This is a genomic window from Hymenobacter sublimis, from assembly GCF_023101345.1.
GTDB lineage: Bacteria > Bacteroidota > Bacteroidia > Cytophagales > Hymenobacteraceae > Hymenobacter > Hymenobacter sublimis.
The window spans coordinates 678,573-695,505 of the sequence record NZ_CP095848.1; the positions used below are offsets into that span (position 1 = coordinate 678,573).

At 58.1% G+C, this 16,933-nt stretch carries 14 protein-coding genes and 1 pseudogene; 11 read left to right on the forward strand and 4 right to left on the reverse strand.

Annotation, left to right across the window (positions count from 1 at the left end; translation table 11 throughout):
* Positions 1-6 precede the first annotated feature (6 nt).
* The 3 genes and pseudogenes from MWH26_RS02930 to MWH26_RS02940 all read left to right on the forward strand — a co-directional run.
* The gene (locus MWH26_RS02930; protein WP_247975980.1) at positions 7-396 is read left to right on the forward strand and encodes an Imm63 family immunity protein; all 390 of its coding nucleotides are present in this window, start codon (positions 7-9) and stop codon (positions 394-396) included.
* A 3-nt stretch (positions 397-399) separates the two neighbouring features.
* Positions 400-573 carry an HAD family hydrolase gene (locus MWH26_RS02935; protein ID WP_247975981.1) on the forward strand — a complete coding sequence of 58 codons (174 nt, stop codon included), beginning with the start codon at positions 400-402 and terminating at the stop codon, positions 571-573.
* 15 nt (positions 574-588) lie between these two features.
* Positions 589-930 (forward strand): annotated as a pseudogene (locus MWH26_RS02940) (5' nucleotidase, NT5C type); the annotation flags it as partial.
* A gap of 214 nt (positions 931-1,144) precedes the next feature.
* Here MWH26_RS02940 and bshA read toward each other — a convergent pair.
* Complete coding sequence (gene bshA / locus MWH26_RS02945; protein WP_247975982.1) at positions 1,145-2,287, reverse strand: N-acetyl-alpha-D-glucosaminyl L-malate synthase BshA; 1,143 nt, start codon at positions 2,285-2,287, stop codon at positions 1,145-1,147.
* Between the two features lie 248 nt (positions 2,288-2,535).
* Positions 2,536-5,487: a serine hydrolase domain-containing protein gene (locus MWH26_RS02950; RefSeq protein ID WP_247975983.1), complete on the reverse strand. Its 2,952-nt coding sequence runs from the start codon at positions 5,485-5,487 to the stop codon at positions 2,536-2,538.
* Between the two features lie 318 nt (positions 5,488-5,805).
* On the opposite strand from MWH26_RS02950, the gene mutL reads away from it, so the two are divergent.
* The 4 genes from mutL to MWH26_RS02970 all read left to right on the forward strand — a co-directional run bounded on the left by mutL (position 5,806) and on the right by MWH26_RS02970 (position 10,452).
* On the forward strand, positions 5,806-7,860 hold the full coding sequence (mutL, locus tag MWH26_RS02955; RefSeq protein ID WP_247975984.1) for a DNA mismatch repair endonuclease MutL: 2,055 nt from the start codon (positions 5,806-5,808) through the stop codon (positions 7,858-7,860).
* 112 nt (positions 7,861-7,972) lie between these two features.
* Positions 7,973-8,758 carry a rhomboid family intramembrane serine protease gene (locus MWH26_RS02960; protein ID WP_247975985.1) on the forward strand — a complete coding sequence of 262 codons (786 nt, stop codon included), beginning with the start codon at positions 7,973-7,975 and terminating at the stop codon, positions 8,756-8,758.
* 109 nt (positions 8,759-8,867) lie between these two features.
* Positions 8,868-9,767, forward strand: coding sequence for a rhomboid family intramembrane serine protease (locus MWH26_RS02965; RefSeq protein WP_247975986.1), 900 nt, complete (start codon positions 8,868-8,870; stop codon positions 9,765-9,767).
* A 109-nt stretch (positions 9,768-9,876) separates the two neighbouring features.
* Positions 9,877-10,452 (forward strand): DUF4468 domain-containing protein, encoded by a 576-nt coding sequence (locus MWH26_RS02970; protein WP_247975987.1) that lies wholly within the window; start codon positions 9,877-9,879, stop codon positions 10,450-10,452.
* Between the two features lie 75 nt (positions 10,453-10,527).
* Here the strand turns inward: MWH26_RS02970 and mdh are convergent, their stop codons facing one another.
* Together mdh and tilS are read right to left on the reverse strand one after the other, a co-directional pair.
* Complete coding sequence (gene mdh, locus MWH26_RS02975) at positions 10,528-11,469, reverse strand: malate dehydrogenase (protein WP_247975988.1); 942 nt, start codon at positions 11,467-11,469, stop codon at positions 10,528-10,530.
* Between the two features lie 146 nt (positions 11,470-11,615).
* On the reverse strand, positions 11,616-12,944 hold the full coding sequence (gene tilS / locus MWH26_RS02980; protein ID WP_247975989.1) for a tRNA lysidine(34) synthetase TilS: 1,329 nt from the start codon (positions 12,942-12,944) through the stop codon (positions 11,616-11,618).
* A gap of 178 nt (positions 12,945-13,122) precedes the next feature.
* On the opposite strand from tilS, the gene MWH26_RS02985 reads away from it, so the two are divergent.
* The 4 genes from MWH26_RS02985 (at position 13,123) to MWH26_RS03000 (ending at position 16,891) form a co-directional block, all read left to right on the forward strand.
* Positions 13,123-14,805: an OstA-like protein gene (locus MWH26_RS02985; protein ID WP_247975990.1), complete on the forward strand. Its 1,683-nt coding sequence runs from the start codon at positions 13,123-13,125 to the stop codon at positions 14,803-14,805.
* 87 nt (positions 14,806-14,892) lie between these two features.
* Positions 14,893-15,720, forward strand: coding sequence for an outer membrane protein assembly factor BamD (locus tag MWH26_RS02990; RefSeq protein ID WP_244695164.1), 828 nt, complete (start codon positions 14,893-14,895; stop codon positions 15,718-15,720).
* Between the two features lie 121 nt (positions 15,721-15,841).
* A complete protein-coding gene (locus MWH26_RS02995; RefSeq protein WP_247975991.1) occupies positions 15,842-16,189 on the forward strand; it encodes a DNA-directed RNA polymerase subunit omega in 348 nt (115 codons plus the stop codon).
* A 150-nt stretch (positions 16,190-16,339) separates the two neighbouring features.
* A complete protein-coding gene (locus MWH26_RS03000; protein WP_375374028.1) occupies positions 16,340-16,891 on the forward strand; it encodes a flavoprotein in 552 nt (183 codons plus the stop codon).
* Positions 16,892-16,933 lie beyond the last annotated feature (42 nt).

Consider the following 16,933-nt stretch of genomic DNA (forward strand, 5'->3'; position numbering starts at 1 on the left):
CGCGCCGTGGAGGCACTTGTTCGCAGCCTGGGGGAGCTGATTCTGGCGCCTCCTTACTTGTTGCCTACCTTTGGTTACAACGAGGATTTTGCCCGCCCCGAAGTTCGAGTTGATGCGGCTGGCTATCATTTCATAATAGTGGAGCGTGGGCAAGAGCTACAGCACGCCATTACGCTTGACTTGCGGGAGCTATTGCTGTGGATATTCAAGGGAGTGACCTTCTCAATGGCGGGTCAGTACGAACTAGAGAACCGGATTGAACGGCAGGATTGCCGAATCTTGCTGTTTGCAAAACAAGTCGAGTTGCTAAAGCAGATCGACCCGGTATTTGCTCACCAACAGGAGGCGCGGCTGCAGAAGCTTCTGCAGAAGAGACCAACTGACTTTGACAACTAGCACATGACGAAAAAGCGCATTGCCGTGGACATGGATGAGGTTATTGCCGATTCCATTGCCCGCTTTCGGGAATGGTATGGAGTTGGTTTTCAGCTGACGATGACGCTGGACCAACTGCGTGGTAAAAACTTTCACGAGGCAGTAGCGCCCGAGCACCAAGCGGCACTGCGGGAGTAACCCAATCGTCCGGGCTTCTTCAAAGACCTGACCGTAATTGCTGACAGCCAGCGCGTACTGCGCGAAATCAACCAGCGCTACGAGCTGTTCATTGCCTCGGCCGCCATGGAATTCCCGAATTTCTTCCTCGACAAGTACGAGTGGCTTCGGCGGCACTTCCCCTTTGTTCCCTGGCGCAACGTGGTGTTCTGCGGCGACAAAAGCATCCTCAACGCCGACTACCTCATCGACGACAACGCCTTTAATTTCGACAACTTCCGCGGCGAAGGCATCCTGTTCGATGCCCCCCACAACGCCCACGAAACCCGCCACCGCCGGGTGCACAACTGGCAGGAGGTAGGGGAGTTGTTTTTGTAGGACCGCTCTTGAGTACTCTCACAAGCATCTGCTTCGGCAGAACAGCTGTAGAGACGCGACACCTCGCGTCTCAATCGTTGCTGAGGTTGTTATAACCGCGCCTTACAGATCGTTCAACGACGAGACGCGAAGTGTCGCGTCTCTACAGCTGTTCAAATGAAAAAGCCCTGGCACTTGCCAGGGCTTTTTCATTTGCGGTAGATAGAACTTACAGCTACACCGTGGCTACCAAGGTAGCATCAATGGCGCGCTGGTAGCAGGCTTCGTAGAGAGGCACAATCTTTTCTACGGCGAAGGTTTCGGCGTGGGCGCGGGCGGCGGCTTTGAAGCGGGGTAGGTTTTCGTCGCTGAGCACGTAGAGGGCATTTTTGACCATGTCCTCCACGTCGCCGATGTTGCTGACCATACCCGTGATGCCGTGTTCGTTCAGCTCAGGAATACCGCCGGCGTTGGTGCTGATAACCGGTACCTCACACGACATAGCTTCCAGGGCGGCCAGGCCAAAACTTTCCTTCTCGGACGGCATCAGGAACAGATCGGCCACGCTCAGGACTTCCTCCACGGCTTCCAGCTTGCCCAGGAAACGCACGTCGTTGCTAAGTAGGCCCAGGTCGCGGCAGATTTTCTCGATGCGGGGACGGTCCGGCCCGTCGCCTACCAGCAGGAGCTTGGCCGGAATCTGCTTGCGCACGCCATCGAAGATGTGCACCACGTCTTCCACCCGTTTTACGGAGCGGAAGTTACTGGTATGTACGAGCAGCTTTTCGCCATCCGGGGCAATAGCGGCCTTGAAGTGGCCTTTGTTCTGCTTCTGAAAACGGTCCAGGTTAATGAAGTTCGGAATAACCTCGATGTCCTTCTCGATGGCGAAGTACTCGTAGGTTTCCCGCCGCAGATCGGCCGAAACGGCTGTCACACCATCCGACTGGTTGATGCTAAACGTTACCACTGGCTCGTAGCTGGCATCCTTGCCCACCAAGGTTATATCGGTGCCGTGCAGGGTAGTAATAACCGGCACCCGAATACCCTTCGTGATGAGAATCTGCTTGGCCATGTAGGCCGCCGAGGCATGCGGAATGGCGTAATGCACGTGCAGCACATCCAGCTTCTCATTCTGCACAATGTCCACCATCTTGCTAGCCAGGGCTAGCTCATACGGTGGAAACTGGAACAGGGGGTAGGGCGGAATGTAAACTTCGTGGTAGAACAGGTTCTCGTTGAAGAAGTCGAGGCGAACTGGCTGGCTGTACGTGATAAAGTGGACCCGGTGGCCCTTCAGAGCCAGCGCCTTGCCTAGTTCAGTTGCCACGACGCCCGAGCCGCCGAAAGTAGGGTAACAAACAATGCCGATGTTCATGGGTGGCTTCAGCTGAGGCCGTACCAATTACGGTACGGATAGGAGGGGAGAACAATGGGGAAGCAAAGGGATATGCAACGGACACTACCTGAGCAGAACCGTTGCGGGCGCCGCGAAGCTCCGCGTTAAATTTTGGTTACGAACCACCGGTTTTTGGGACCAGCTATAAAAAAACCGGCGGCAAGTCACCCCGTTCGGATGCCTTGCCGCCAGGGCGGTTCAAGAGAGCAGAAAAGCCGGACAACAGATCATGTTTTCTGTAACGACTTGTAAATCACGTCGTGAATACGGGTTCGGATGTTGTACTGCCGCAGCTTGTTGTTGCCAGCGTCGGGGTACACGCGGTTAGAAAGAAAGATGTAGAGGATTTTGTTTTCGGGGTCCATCCACACACAGGTACCCGTGAAGCCAGTGTGCCCAAACGTGCTGGCCGGCGAGAGGTTGCTGGTGGGGCCTTCAGGCTTGCTTGGGTCGCCCTTGTCCCACCCCAAACCACGGCGGTTGCCGGCCTCCGTGCTGTGGGCAAACTCCGTGACAATAGGCGTCTGGAAGTAGCGCTGCCCGCCGTAGCGGCCATTCTGCAGATTCATCTGCATGAGAATAGCCAGGTCGTTGGCGTTGGAAAACAGCCCAGCGTGCCCGCCTACGCCCCCAATCATGGCAGCCGTCTGGTCGTGCACGGTGCCTTGCAGCAGGGTGCGCCGGAAGTAGGTGTCGTTTTCCGTGGGCGCGATGCACGACTTCGGAAATTTCGCCAGCGGATTGTAGGTCATGGTGCCCAGGCCCAGGGGCTGGTAAAAATTCTTCTGCAAGAACTGCTCAATGGGCTGCTGGAGCACTTTCTCCGCTACCCGCTTCAGAATGATGAAGCTTAGGTCAGAATACTCCACTGGGTACTTGCCCTTGACCTTGGGTAGGAGGGAGGAACGCTGTACCCACGCCCACACGGAATCCTCGGAAGTAGAGATGCTGTAGAGCTGCGGGGTTACTTCCTGCGAAAACTGCGGCGACTCAATGCTGGCGTAGAACGTAGGCTTGGGCCCGGATTTGGTGATGGTCCGTTCCCAGGTAGGAATGCCCGGCTTGAGACCAGCCTGGTGCATGAGTACCTCCCGCACCGTCATGTCCCTCTTGTTGGTGCTTTTCAGCTCGGGCAGGTAACCGGCTACCTTTTCGTCGAGGTTAAGTTTGCCCTGATCCTTGAGGTACATGATGGCTTGCAGGGTGCCTGCTACCTTCGTTACGGAAGCCAAATCGTAGAGCGTGCTGCTATTGACGGGCTGCGACTTGTCGTAGGTGCAGTAGCCGTAGCTTTTGTCGAACACCACCATGCCATCTTTGGCCACCAGCACTTGGCAGCCGGGCGCGGCGGCGTAGGCTACCGCTTCTAGGGCCACATTGTCAATCTGGGACAGGATGCGGGAGTCGAGGCCAGCTTCCTCGGGCGTGCCGTAGCGCAGGCGGCGGAAGTCGGGGGTAGGCAGGCCCATACCAGCTTTTAGGTTCTCAGACACCGTGACGGGCAGGCGGCCTTTGGCTGGCAGCGCCCCAAATAGCACCTGCGGGACCACCAGCTGGGAAGCGTAATTGTCCTCGTAGCCGCACACTAAGTTGCGGCTGCCTTCTAAAAACTTCAGGGCGTAGGCGTTGCCAAAGGCTACCACTACCGTCTTGATGCGCTTATTGGCCTGCAGCTCCTTCAGGAACTTCAGGGCGCCCTCCCCAATACCGTAGTTGTGGGTGGGCGTGTTGTTCATGTTGTGTAGGCTGACCACTACCACGTTGTAGGGCGTCAGGCTGCCGGCAATACGGGCGAAGGTCGAGTCGACGGCGTACCGGTTGGGCACGGCGTACACCGGGCCGTTCTGGTACTTGCCCATAATTTCCTTGTAGGTAGCCGCATCTGAGCCAATGGTTACCGAGGCAATGCGCAAGGTGTCCAAGCGGTGGAAGGGGAGCAGGTCGTCCTCGTTTTTCACTACCGTGGTGGCGTGCTCGTAAATCTGCTGCTGCACCATGCGGCTTAAAGGCCGGTTCAGGTTGGTCATCAGATTGGGCACGTCGATGGGCTGGTAGCGGTTCAGGCCCGCCCAGTATTTGGCCCGGAGCATTTTGCGCACCCGCAGGTCAATGTCGGCCTGGTCAATTTTACCGGCCTCAATCGTTTCCTTGATTTTCTGCACGGCCATGGGCACGTCCTCCGGAAACAAGAGCACGTCGTTGCCGGCGGCCAACGCCAAGGCATCCAGCTCGCCGGGCTTATACAGGCTCGACACGCTCTTCATGTTCAAGGCATCCGTGAACACGAGGCCCCGGTAGTTCATCTTCTCCTTGAGCAGCCCCGTTACCAGGTTCTTGGAAATGGTAGCCGACAGGGTACGCACTGTATCGAACAGCGGCATGTACAAGTGCCCCACCATCACGCCCATCACGCCCTGGTCAATGGCCTTCTGGAACGGGTACAGATCCACGTTCATCAGCCGGGCCAGGTCGGAGTTGATAACGGGCAGGGCCACGTGCGAGTCCACGTCGGTGTCGCCGTGGCCGGGAAAATGCTTCACCACAGCCAGCACCCCGTGGTCCTGCAGGCCCCGGATGTAGCTCACGCCGCGCTTGGCTACCTGCTCCTTGTTTTCGCCGAAGGAGCGGTTGCCAATCACCGGGTTATCGGGGTTGGAGTTAACGTCGATGACGGGCGAAAAGCTCACGTGCACGCCCAACGTCTTCATCTTCAGGGCAATTTCGCGGCCCATCTGGTACACGTACTGGTCGTCGTCCATGGCGCCCAGGGTCATACCTTTGGCAAAGTGCATGGAGGAATCCAGACGCATATCCAGGCCCCACTCGGCGTCCATGGCCACCAGCAGCGGCACTTTGGCGGCGGCTTGGTACCGGTTGGTGAGGTTGGCCTGCCGCCGCGGGCCGCCCTGCAGGAACATCAGCCCCCCAATGTTATAGTTCTTGATCAGGAACTCCGTGTACTGCGTGTGCTTGCGGTCCTTGTTGGAGTAGGCCGCCACCATAAATAGCTGCCCGAGGCGCTGATCCGGAGTAAGCGAATTGAATACGCTGTCGACCCAATTTTGCTCGGCCACGGACATGGGCCGCGCGCCTTCCTCGCGCGGGGTCGCTGAGGAAATAAGCAGACCCGTAATGGCCAGTACTAGCAGGAATATTCCAATCCGAAAGTCTTTGAGCATCGGCTCCGGTCGTTCGTGCTGAGGGGTGATAGGTAAGAGGAAGGCGAGGTGAAAAGCCCTACTTTTGCGGTTCCAAAAACGGTGCCGGCTACTGAGGTAGGCCACGCTACGGGCCGCTCATGCTGGCCTTTGCCTTGTTGCCTTCCTCACCTTCCAACGCACAAGACGGGTAATACGTCTCACGCTGCACACACAAAAGTTGGCCGCAAACTTACGGATAATTTCCCGACGCTGGTTGTTATCAGGCCGATAGCACCGCGGGAGGGCCCGGAAGCGGGACCGGTTTTTTCGTTGATTTTGCCTTGATTTTGATAGTATATGGCCGATATTATTCAGCTGCTACCCGAGTATTTAGCCAACCAGATTGCCGCCGGCGAGGTAGTACAGCGGCCCGCTTCGGCGGTGAAAGAACTGCTCGAAAACGCCGTGGATGCTGGCGCTACCCAGGTGCAGCTCATCGTGAAGGAAGCGGGCAAGCAGCTGGTGCAGGTAGTCGATAACGGCTCGGGCATGAGCCCGACGGACGCGCGCATGAGCCTGGAGCGCCATGCCACCAGTAAAATTCGCACTACCGACGACCTGTTCCGCATCCGCACCCTGGGTTTCCGGGGCGAGGCCCTGGCTTCTATTGCCGCCGTGGCCCAGGTAGAAATCCGGACCAAGCAGCGCGACCAGGATACCGGTTCCTTGCTGCTGGTGGAAGGCTCGCAGGTGAGCAGCCAGCAGCCCGTAGCCTGCCCCGACGGCACCAGCATCAGCGTTAAGAATCTGTTTTTTAACGTGCCAGCCCGTCGCAACTTCCTCAAGAGCAATGCGGTGGAAATGCGCCACATTCTCGACGAGTTTCAGCACGTAGCCCTGGCCAATCCGCAGATCAGCTTCTCACTGTTTCAGAACGACCTGGAAGTGTTCAACCTACCGGCCGGCAAGCTCAGTCAGCGCATTGTGAGTTTGCTGGGCAATGGTTACAAGGAACAGCTGGCGCAGGTAGAGGAAGTAACGCCGTTTATCAGCGTGAAGGGCTTTATCGGCAAACCGGAGTCAGCCAAAAAAAGCCGGGGCGACCAGTTTTTCTTCGTTAATAACCGCTTCATCCGCTCGGCCTACCTGAATCACGCCGTACTGGCAGCCTATGAGGGCCTGTTGCCCAAGGACACGCATCCGTTCTACGTGCTGTTCCTGGAGCTCGACCCCAAGGCCATTGACATTAACGTGCACCCCACCAAAACGGAAATCAAGTTCGAGGACGAGAAGACCGTGTACGCCATTGTGCGAGCCGCTGTAAAGCAAAGCCTAGGCTTGCATAACATGGCTCCTTCCCTGGATTTTGATGGCGACGTGAATTTTGCCCCTATTCAGCCCCTGCGCCTTTCGGGCCAGGAGCGCAACCCCTTCGCCGACGATTTCAAGCCCGATGCCCTGGCTTCGGCGGCGGCTCGGGCGGCGGGCAGCCCGGCTACCTCCAAGGAAAAAACGCCCCGCTCCGATGCCTACGAGCGGCAGCTACCGCCCCGGCCTACCGAGCAAGCCAAGCGGGAGCTAGAAGATTTCTACAAGAGCTTAAGCCAAATTAGTGTGCCCGACGTGGAGCACGAGGCCACGGCGGCGGGAGTGCCCGTACCCTCCGCCGCGGCCGTAGGGCCTCGCCCGGCGGCGCCCGAATTGCCGACGGAAGCCACGGCCGCGCCAGCTCCGGAACTACCGGCTGCCGCTGCCTTTGCTACTCCGCCCGCGCTGGTAGAACCTATAGCGGCCCCGGTTACGGCAACCCCCGAGTTGCCCCTGCGTGAGTCGTCCACGGGGCCGGGCAACAAGGTCCTGCAGCTGCACCAGCAGTACTTGTTGGTGCCCGTGAAGTCAGGCATGATGCTGATTGACCAGGTAGCGGCGCGGGAGCGAATTCTGTTTGAGCAGTACGCCCAGAACCTGGAGCGCGACACCAGCGCCTCCCAGACCCTGCTGTTTCCGCGCACCATCACCTTCACGCCCCAGGACTTCGCCATTCTGCGGGAGGTAGAAGAACCCCTGCGGGCCTTGGGCTTCCGCTTCACCGATTTCGGCAAGCATACCATTGCCGTGGAGGGTATTCCGGCCGATGTGCCCGCCCGCGACGAGAAAGAGCTGCTGGAGGGCCTCATTGAGCAGTTCCGTACCCACGCCGGCCCCATGAAGCTGGACCGCCGCGAGCAGATGGCCCGGGTACTGGCCCGGCGCGTGGCGGCCACGGCGGCCGGCGCCCGCCTCTCGGAGCTGGAAATGACTACCCTGGTTGACAAGCTCTTCGCCTGTCAGGTGCCCAACTACACCCCCGATGGCCGCCGCACCATTGTACTGCTAGAGCTGGGCCAGGTGCAGGAGCTGTTCCGCCGGTAGCTGAAAAGCGCGGTGAGCTGGTATAGCCGTGTTGGCGCCACTTACGTAGTTTCTTTGCCGTCGGAGCCTGGGTTCTGCCCTGCGCTTATTACTTCGTTCCAACCTGCCCTTCATGTTCCAGCTTACCCCTGCGGTCCGCAACCTGCTTATCGCCAATGTGGCGGTGTTTTTTCTGAGTACCCTAGTGAGCAACCGCCTGCTTTTTCTGGCCTTGTATCCCATTGATAACCGGTTGTTCGGACCGTGGCAGTTTCTGACCCACATGTTCATGCACGCCGACATTGGCCATATCTTCTCCAACATGCTGGGGCTGATGGCCCTGGGGCCTATGCTGGAGCAGCGGTGGGGGGCCAAGCGCTTCCTGACGTACTGGCTGATTTGCGGGCTGGGGGCGGGCATGCTCTACAACGGCTTGCGCACCTACGAGCTGCGCCGGATGCAGCACGATACGGAGGTGTTTCGCCAGGAGCCCACCGACCTGCACCTGCAGGACTACGTGCAGCACAACGTGACGGAAAATCCCCAGGCCTACGACCCCATTATCAGCCAGTTGCACAAAACGCCCGAAGATCAGCAGTTAATCCAGGGGATACTGACGTCGATGGAGCAAGGCTACCAAGACAACCTACGTTACCCGATGCTGGGCGCCTCCGGGGCACTTTTCGGCATTATGCTGGCCTTTGCCTTCTTCTTTCCCAATACCGAGCTGATGGTTTTCCCTATCCCCATTCCTATCAAAGCCAAGTATTTTGTACTGCTGTACGGGCTGTACGAGTTCTACTTTGGGGTGCACCGCGTACCGGGCGACAATGTGGCGCACTTTGCCCACTTGGGCGGAATGTTGGTTGGGCTCGTGGTGTTGCTGATTTGGCAGCGCAACCGCACCCGCCTGTACTAAGTGTCAGGTGGTAGCAGGGGGCACGAAGCTTGCCTGAAAATTGTAGAAATTACCGCCCGGCGCCGGCGCGCTGTTACTGCACCGGTCTAGTTCCAAATCTGCCCTACCCATGAGTATTGCCAACGACATCCGCACGGCCTTTAGTAAGCGGGACAATGCCCTGAACCAGCTGCTGCTGCTGAACGTGCTGGTGTTCATTGGCTTTATTCTACTGCGGACGGTGCTGTTCATCCTTACCAAGGACCGCAACGGGCACTTGCCGGTGCTTGAATGGCTGGCCGTACCCTCAGTGCCCGGCACCTTGCTCACCCGCCCCTGGACGCTGCTCACCTACAGCTTCATCCACTTTGAGTTTCTGCATATCCTCTTTAACCTCCTGAACCTGTACTGGTTCGGGTCGCTGGTGCGCGAATACCTCGGCGACCGGCGCTTGGTGAGCTTATATGTGCTGGGAGCTTGTGCCGGGGCCATCTTGTATGTGCTGGCGTTTAATTTGATTCCCGCCTTCCGCGATTCGCCGGCTATTCTGTACGGGGCCTCCGCCAGTGTAACGGCCGTTATTCTGGCCGCCGCTACCCTCCTACCCGACTATACATTCAGCATTATTCTGATTGGACCGGTCCGCATTAAGTACATAGCGGCCGTGGTGGTGCTGCTAAGTATTGCCGGCATCAATGGGGGTAACCCGGGCGGCGAAATTGCTCACTTAGGCGGGGCTCTACTAGGCTTTCTATTCATTAAGCAGCTCCAAGCGGGCCGCGACCTGGGCCGACCCGTGCAAGCCGTCGGTGATTGGGTGACGCGGTTAGCTACCGGCCGGCCCAATCTGCGCGTGACGCGGGGCGGGGCCGCAACGGCCGCTCCCGCCGCGGCTGCACCCAAAAAAGGCGGACTGGCGAAACCAGAGCAAGACGAAATCGACCTCATCCTGGACAAAATTTCGCGCTCCGGCTATGAGAGTTTGTCGAAAGACGAGAAACAGAAACTGTTTCGAGCCAGCCAACGGTAGTGAAAGCAACTCCGCAATGTGGCCCACCGAAAAGTCGGTGGGCTTTTTTTATGAGCCTAAGCTCAACAACAATGCTGCACACTCAAAACCCTTTGTGTATCTAGCGGCCATGAAAGCATTCTACGTATTCCTCGTGCTGTTACTAACTAGCAGTGGCGCCTGCCTGGCGCAGAAAAGTGAGAAAGTATATGCCTATAACCGCCTGCCTCTCGTCGAGGGTAAGGTGGTGTATACTAATGTGATGCCGGTAGCTGACATCAGTCAGGCGGAGCTGTTCGCCCGGGCTCGGCAGTGGGCCAACAGCGTAGTAACCGGCAGTTCTGACACTACCCGCACGCGTGATGCCGCGGCCGGTACGCTGGTAGTACACGGCCTGTTGCAACAACCACCCATTGGGGCATTCAAGGACCCCAACAGCTACGCCTATACCTGCACTGTGCAGGTAAAAGATGGGAAGTACAAATATCGAATTGACCAGATTCAGTGGACGTCCAGCACGATGAATATCGGCGGACAGGTAGTGCACGGTCCAACTACTCATCCCATTGAGCACCTGTACACTTTGCGGCAGAATTACTACGTGGAGGACCGGGCGAAATACCTCGACGAGCAGATTAAGCAGCTGATTAGCTCGCTGGACGGGGCCATGACCTACGGACGGGTAAACAAAACGGTTACCTGGTAACCCTGTCCATACCATACAAAATGGCCTTTCTACCGCAGTAGAAAGGCCATTTTGTATTTCTTTTACTAGGGAGAATTAAGCCGAAGCCTTGCTCATGTTGTCGAGGGCTTCCATTACTTCCTTCACGTGGCCGCGGGAGGTTTCCAGCAGAGCCTTTTCCTCGTCGTTCAGCTGCAGCTCGATAACTTTCTCGATGCCGTTGCGGCCGAGGATAACCGGAGCGCCCAGGTACACACCATTGATGCCATACTCGCCCTGCAGTTCAATGCACACGGGGAATACGCGGCGCTGGTCGCGCACAATGGCTTCTACCATTTGAGCAGCCGCGGCGCCGGGAGCATACCAAGCTGATGTTCCCATCAGTTTCACCAGCTCACCGCCACCTACGGCCGTGCGCTGCACAATGGCGTCCAGTTCAGCTTTGCCAATCAGTTCTGTAACCGGAATGCCACCTACCGTGGTGTAGCGGGGCAGGGGAACCATGGTGTCGCCGTGGCCACCCATGAGCACCGCCTGAATGTCTTTGGGGCTTACGTTGAGGGCCTCGGCCAGGAAGGCGCGGTAACGGGCCGTATCCAGGATGCCAGCCATGCCGAACACCTTCTCACGGGGCAGACCCGAGGTGAGGTGGGCCTGGTAGGTCATCACGTCCAGTGGGTTCGAAACGACGATGATGATGGCGTTGGGCGAGTATTTTACTACCTGCTCGGTTACCGTTTTCACGATGCCGGCATTGGTCGAAATCAGGTCGTCGCGGCTCATGCCGGGCTTGCGGGGCAGGCCGGAGGTAATTACTACCACATCCGAATCGGCGGTGCGGGCGTAGTCACCGGTGACGCCTACGGTGCGGGAATCGTAGCCGATAATGGGGGCTTTCTGCCAGATGTCGAGGGCTTTGCCTTCGGCGAAGCCCTCCTTGATGTCAACCAGCACAATTTCGTTGGCAATTTCGCGGGTGGCCAGTACATCGGCGCAGGTTGCCCCTACGTTGCCGGCTCCAACTACGGTAACTTTCATTGGGTGAGGAATTGGGTGTGAACTATGGGATGAGGTCGTAAAGCTAACCCAAAACGCTTTCTGGCAAACCCAAAAAGGCGAAACTTCGCTCGGGCCGCCCATCTGATTCCCTTGGCTGCAAGTTTGCCCAGCTGCAAAGCGGGGCACTACATGCGCTTCACCACCAGTACCCGCTCGGTTTCTTCGGTTACCTTGAACCGGTCATCGGGGCGGAAGCCGATAACCCAGGCAATTTTGCCATCGGCCGATACTAGTACCTGCACGTTGTCCTTGAGGTTGAGGGGTACTTTCTGGTCAATGAGGAAATCGGAGAGCTTTTTCTTGCCCTTCATGCCGATGGGCATAAACCAGTCGCCTTCCTGCCAGGCCCGCACCGTGAGCGGGAACTTCAGGGCATCGGCGTCCAGCGCGGCTACGGCCTTGCCCCGGGGCACCTCGTAGCCTTCGGGTATTTCCACCAGCTCGGTGCGCAGGTGCAGGCCGTCTATCTTAAGGGCTTCCTGGCCGGCTTGCAGTTGGTGAGTGCCAAATTTGGTGAGCGTACGCGGGGTAATGACCAGCTGCTCCCGGTCCTTGACCAGCCGGTGCGTTGGCGACTCAAAGCGGCGGCCCGATTCGGCCCCGAAGCTCAGCACAATATCCTTTACCACGAGGTAGGAAAAGCCGAAGGGCCGGAGCAACTCGTGCAGCACCACGGTGGTAGCGGCCGTTTTTTGCAGCATCCGGATGTCAAGATAGGTCGCCTCGGGCTCGTCGCGGCGGGCTTGGGCGGCGGTTTCCTCCACGTAGCGGCGCACAATTTCCTCGGCCCCGCCCACGCGCTCGGCCGTGATGCTCAGGGTCTGATCAAGGTTGGGGTTGATGTCGCGCAGCACGGGTAGTACTTCCAGGCGCAGGCGGTTGCGCTGGTACACGGGCGAGTCGTTACTAGCGTCCTCACGCCAGACCAAGCGGTTTTCTACCACGTAATCGTACAGGTCGGGCTTGCTTACGGCCAGCAGGGGCCGCACGAGGTAGCCGGCTTTGGGCCGGATGCCGTGCAGGCCAGCCAGGCCGGTGCCGTGAGTGAGGTTGAGCAGCATGGTCTCGGCCGTGTCGCGCTGGTGGTGGGCGGTAGCAATGTAGTCGAGGCCCTGGGTCTGGCGGATGCGCTCAAACCACTCGTAGCGCAGGGTGCGGGCGGCCATCTGGGTCGAAATGCCTTCCTGCTCAGCAAATTGCTTGGTCTGGAAGAACTCCACGAAGTAGGGCACCTTGTACTGCCCCGCTAGCTTGCGCACGAATTCCTCATCAGCATCTGCCTCCTCGGCCCGCAGCCCGAAGTGGCAGTGAGCCACGGCAAACTCCACGCCCAGCTTGTGCAGCACGTGGGCCAAGACCACCGAATCGAGGCCGCCGCTGACGGCTACCAGCAGCTTATCGGTGGGGGAGAAGAGGGCGTGTTCCTGAATATAGGCTTGAATTCGGTCGAGCATGAGGTTAAAAAGCAACTGGCAAGTAGCTACTGGCTATTCGCCTGGGTACGGGAGCATTAAGGAGACGGGAGCTGTTAACGGGTCATAGCTAACAGCAATTTGCTATCGGCTAGCAGCTGTCTTCAATATTCCACAAAGAAAACCGTTAGCAACGGCCCTTCTGTACCTTTGCTAGTAAATGTCGTTCCCAAAGCCTCTTTTTCTCTTTCTGCTCCTGCTGTTGCCTACCCTCACCTGGGCTCAGCAACGCCCCGCCGACCGCCCCGGCGCGCAGCCTACTCCTACACAAGGTCAGCGCATCGAGCTACTCGGCGCTGGGCGGCTGCAAGGCGGCACGTTTAACGGAGTCGAAATTCGTAAGCTGATTGGCAACGTGAGCTTCAAGCAGGGTACCACGCTGCTTTACTGTGACTCAGCCTACCAGTACACTGAGCGAAATGCGTTGGAAGCGTTCAGCAACGTGCGCATCATTCAGAACGACACCATCACGATTACCGGCGACCGGGGCACCTACGACGGCGACACCCGCAAGGCCCGCATGACCGGCAACGTGACCATGCGCGACCCGCGCATGACCCTGACTACCCAGCTGCTCGACTACGACCTGAACCGCAACTTGGCCTACTACAGCACCGGCGGCCACCTCCAGGACCCCGAAAACACGCTCGACAGTCAGTTTGGCTACTACAACACCCAGAGCAAAGTGTTTAGCTTCAAGCGCAACGTGAAGCTAGTGACCAAGGAAAACAACATCGATACGGATACGCTGCAGTACAACACCATCAGCAAAATTGCCTACTTCTTCGGGCCGACGCGCATCCGGGGTAAGCAGGGCAACCTCTACGCCGAAAACGGCACCTACAACACTATTACTAAGGTTTCCAACTTTGCCCGCAACGCCAAAATTGAAACCCCTAACTACTTGCTCGGCGGCGACAAGATTTTCTACGACGAAGCCCGGCAGTACGGCGTGGCTACCGGCCACGTTTCGATGACCTCGAAGAAGGACAACATTGAAATCCGGGGCGACGTGGGGCGTTACTGGCGCGCCCAGGGCCGGGCCAAGGTGTACGGCAGCCGCCCCGTGATGCGCAATATCAACGACAAGGACACACTCTACCTCACCGCCGATACGCTGGTAAGCCTGGAGGGCCGCCCGCCCCAGAACAAGGCCGGCGTTATCTACGCCTACCGCAAGGTGGGCATTTTCCGCGCCGATTTGCAGGGCCGTTGCGATTCACTGACCTACGACCGGCAGGACTCCGTCATCTACCTCAGCCACGACCCGGTGCTCTGGAACAACAAAAACCAGCTCACCGCCGACTCCATGCAGATTCAGCAGCGTAAGGGCCAGATTGACCAGATGCGCTTGTACGGGCACGCCTTCAGCATTGGGCAGGACACGCTGCTAAACTTCAACCAGGTGAAGGGGCGCTACATGGTGGCCTACTTCCGGGATAAGTCGATAAAAAAAATTGACGTGCTTGGCAACGCCGAGAGCCTCTACTATGCTCTTGAGGGCGACACGGCTGTATCCGGGGTCAACAAATCCGTTTCGGCGACCATGGCCCTGCGGTTTGCCGACAGCAAGCTGCAGACCATCAGCTTCCTAACCAACCCCGAAGCCAGCTTTATCCCGCCCAACGAACTTAAGCCTGAAGATGCCAAGCTGAAAGACTTCCGGTGGCGGCCCAAGGAACGCCCTACCCGCCGCCAGACGTTAGGCAAGCACTTCGCGTTGCCGGTCAAGCCCAAGAAGAAAGCAACCCCCAAAAAGAAGCCCGCCGCTACTCCCCGAAAAGCAGCGCCACCAAAGAAAAAAGCGGCGCCTGCCGCCCAAAAGCCGGTGGTGAAAAAGTAGCTACCAGTGGCCTGAAGGGTAGTAGTTTTACTTGCTCAAGCCGCGGTACTCGTTGCCTCACTGATTATCCTTACCTTTGCGCCCCTTATGCTGTCTTTTCGCCCTACCTTCTTTGTTCTGCTGCTAAGCACGTTGCTACTCGGCTCGTGCACTGGCTACCAGAAGCTGCTCAAGAGCACCGACGTGAACAAGAAGTACGAAGCTGCTATTCAGTACTATGAGAAAGGCGACTTTTTCAAGGCTGGTACCTTGCTCGAAGAGTTGATTCCGCTGCTGAAAGGCCGCCCGGAAGCGGAAAAGGCGCAGTTCTACTTTGCCAACACCAACTTCCGCCAGCGCAACTACACGCTGAGCGCCTACTACTTTAAAACGTTCTACGAGACGTACCCGAACTCCTCGTTCGCGGAGGAAGCTGCGTTTATGCAGGCCAAGTCCTTGTTCCGGGATTCCCCGGATTTCCAGCTGGACCAAACCAACACCTACTCGGCCCTGGAAGTCATTCAGGATTTCCTGAATCGCTTCCCCGAAAGCCGCTTCCGGGCTGAAACCGACGGCATGTCGCAGGAGCTGCAGAAGAAACTGGAAAACAAGGCCTTCCGTGGCGCCCGCCTCTACTACGACCTGCGCTATTACCAGTCGGCGGTAACGGCCTTCACGGGCTTTCAGCAGCAGTACCCGGCCTCGGCCTTCGGCGAGCAGGCCGCTTTCCTCAAGCTCAGCGCTCAGTTTGACTTGGCCACGGAAAGCGTAGAGGAGAAGCAGCGCGAGCGGTACCTCGAAGCCATTGCCTTCTACCAGAATTTCATTGACGCCTTCCCGCAGAGCAAAAACCTGAAGGATGCCGAGCGTATGTACGACACGGCCCGCGACGCAGTAGCCAAGCTCAAGCCCGCGGAATCAACGGCTGCTAAGTAACTTGCCCGGCAGAGAAGAAGGAATAGCCGGAACGGTCAGTAGCCCTCCGGGCAAGCCTATTGGGGTATTCTTTCATTGTCTGCATTTTTCTCCATTTTGCACATTCACTACTTACCATAAGATGAAGACTCCGAACAACGTACCCGCTTCTATCGTGACCCGCAACATGTCGGACTTCACCCACGAGACTGGCAACGTGTATGAGAGCATTGCCATCATCTCGAAGCGCGCCAACCAGATTTCCGTGAAGCTGAAAGAGGAGCTGAACGGCAAGCTGGCCGAGTTTGCTACCACCGTCGACAACCTCGAAGAAGTGTTCGAAAACCGCGAGCAAATCGAAATTTCGAAGCACTACGAGCGTCTGCCCAAGCCTACCAACCTGGCCGTTGAGGAGTTCCTGGAAGGCAAAGTGCACTTCCGCACGCCCGCCGAAGAAGAGCAGCTGCCCGAGACCCGCAAGGCCGAGTAGTCCGCTTCTGTTTCGCACGACACGATAAGTAGCGCCATGCTGAGCCCGGGAAGCCCTGTGCCCGCCTCGTTGGAAACCCCCTCCGACGATTGCGCGCCGGGCTTCCCGGGCTCAGCATGGCGCTTTCATGGTATGTAGCCTTCCTTTTTCATGGCTGAACTGCAAGGACGTAAGATTCTGCTGGGCGTAAGTGGAAGCATTGCCGCCTATAAATCGGCCGCGTTGGTGCGGCTGCTGGTGAAAGCTGGGGCCGAAGTGCAGGTGATTCTGACACCTGCGGCCACGGCCTTCGTAACCCCGCTTACGCTGGCTACCTTATCGAAAAATCCGGTGCTACAAGGTTTTCTGAAGGATGAGCGGGGCGGGGAGTGGCACAACCACGTGCACCTGGGCTTGTGGGCCGATGCCCTGGTGGTAGCCCCCGCTTCAGCCAATACCTTGGCCCACCTCGCCGGCGGCCTCTGCGACACCCTGCTTGATGCCGTCTACCTCTCGGCCCGCTGCCCGGTGTTCCTGGCCCCCGCCATGGACCTTGATATGTACCAGCACCCCGCTACCCAGGCTAACCTGAGCCGCCTATGCGAGTACGGTAATACGGTATGGGAGTCGCCGGCCGGGGAACTGGCTAGTGGGCTGAGCGGTCCGGGCCGTATGCTGGAACCCGAGCAGATTGTGGTCGAGCTGGCGCAGTTTTTTAGTTAGAACTCTCGATAGCCCTGCCTGCTTGGGCCAGTTCACGGCTGT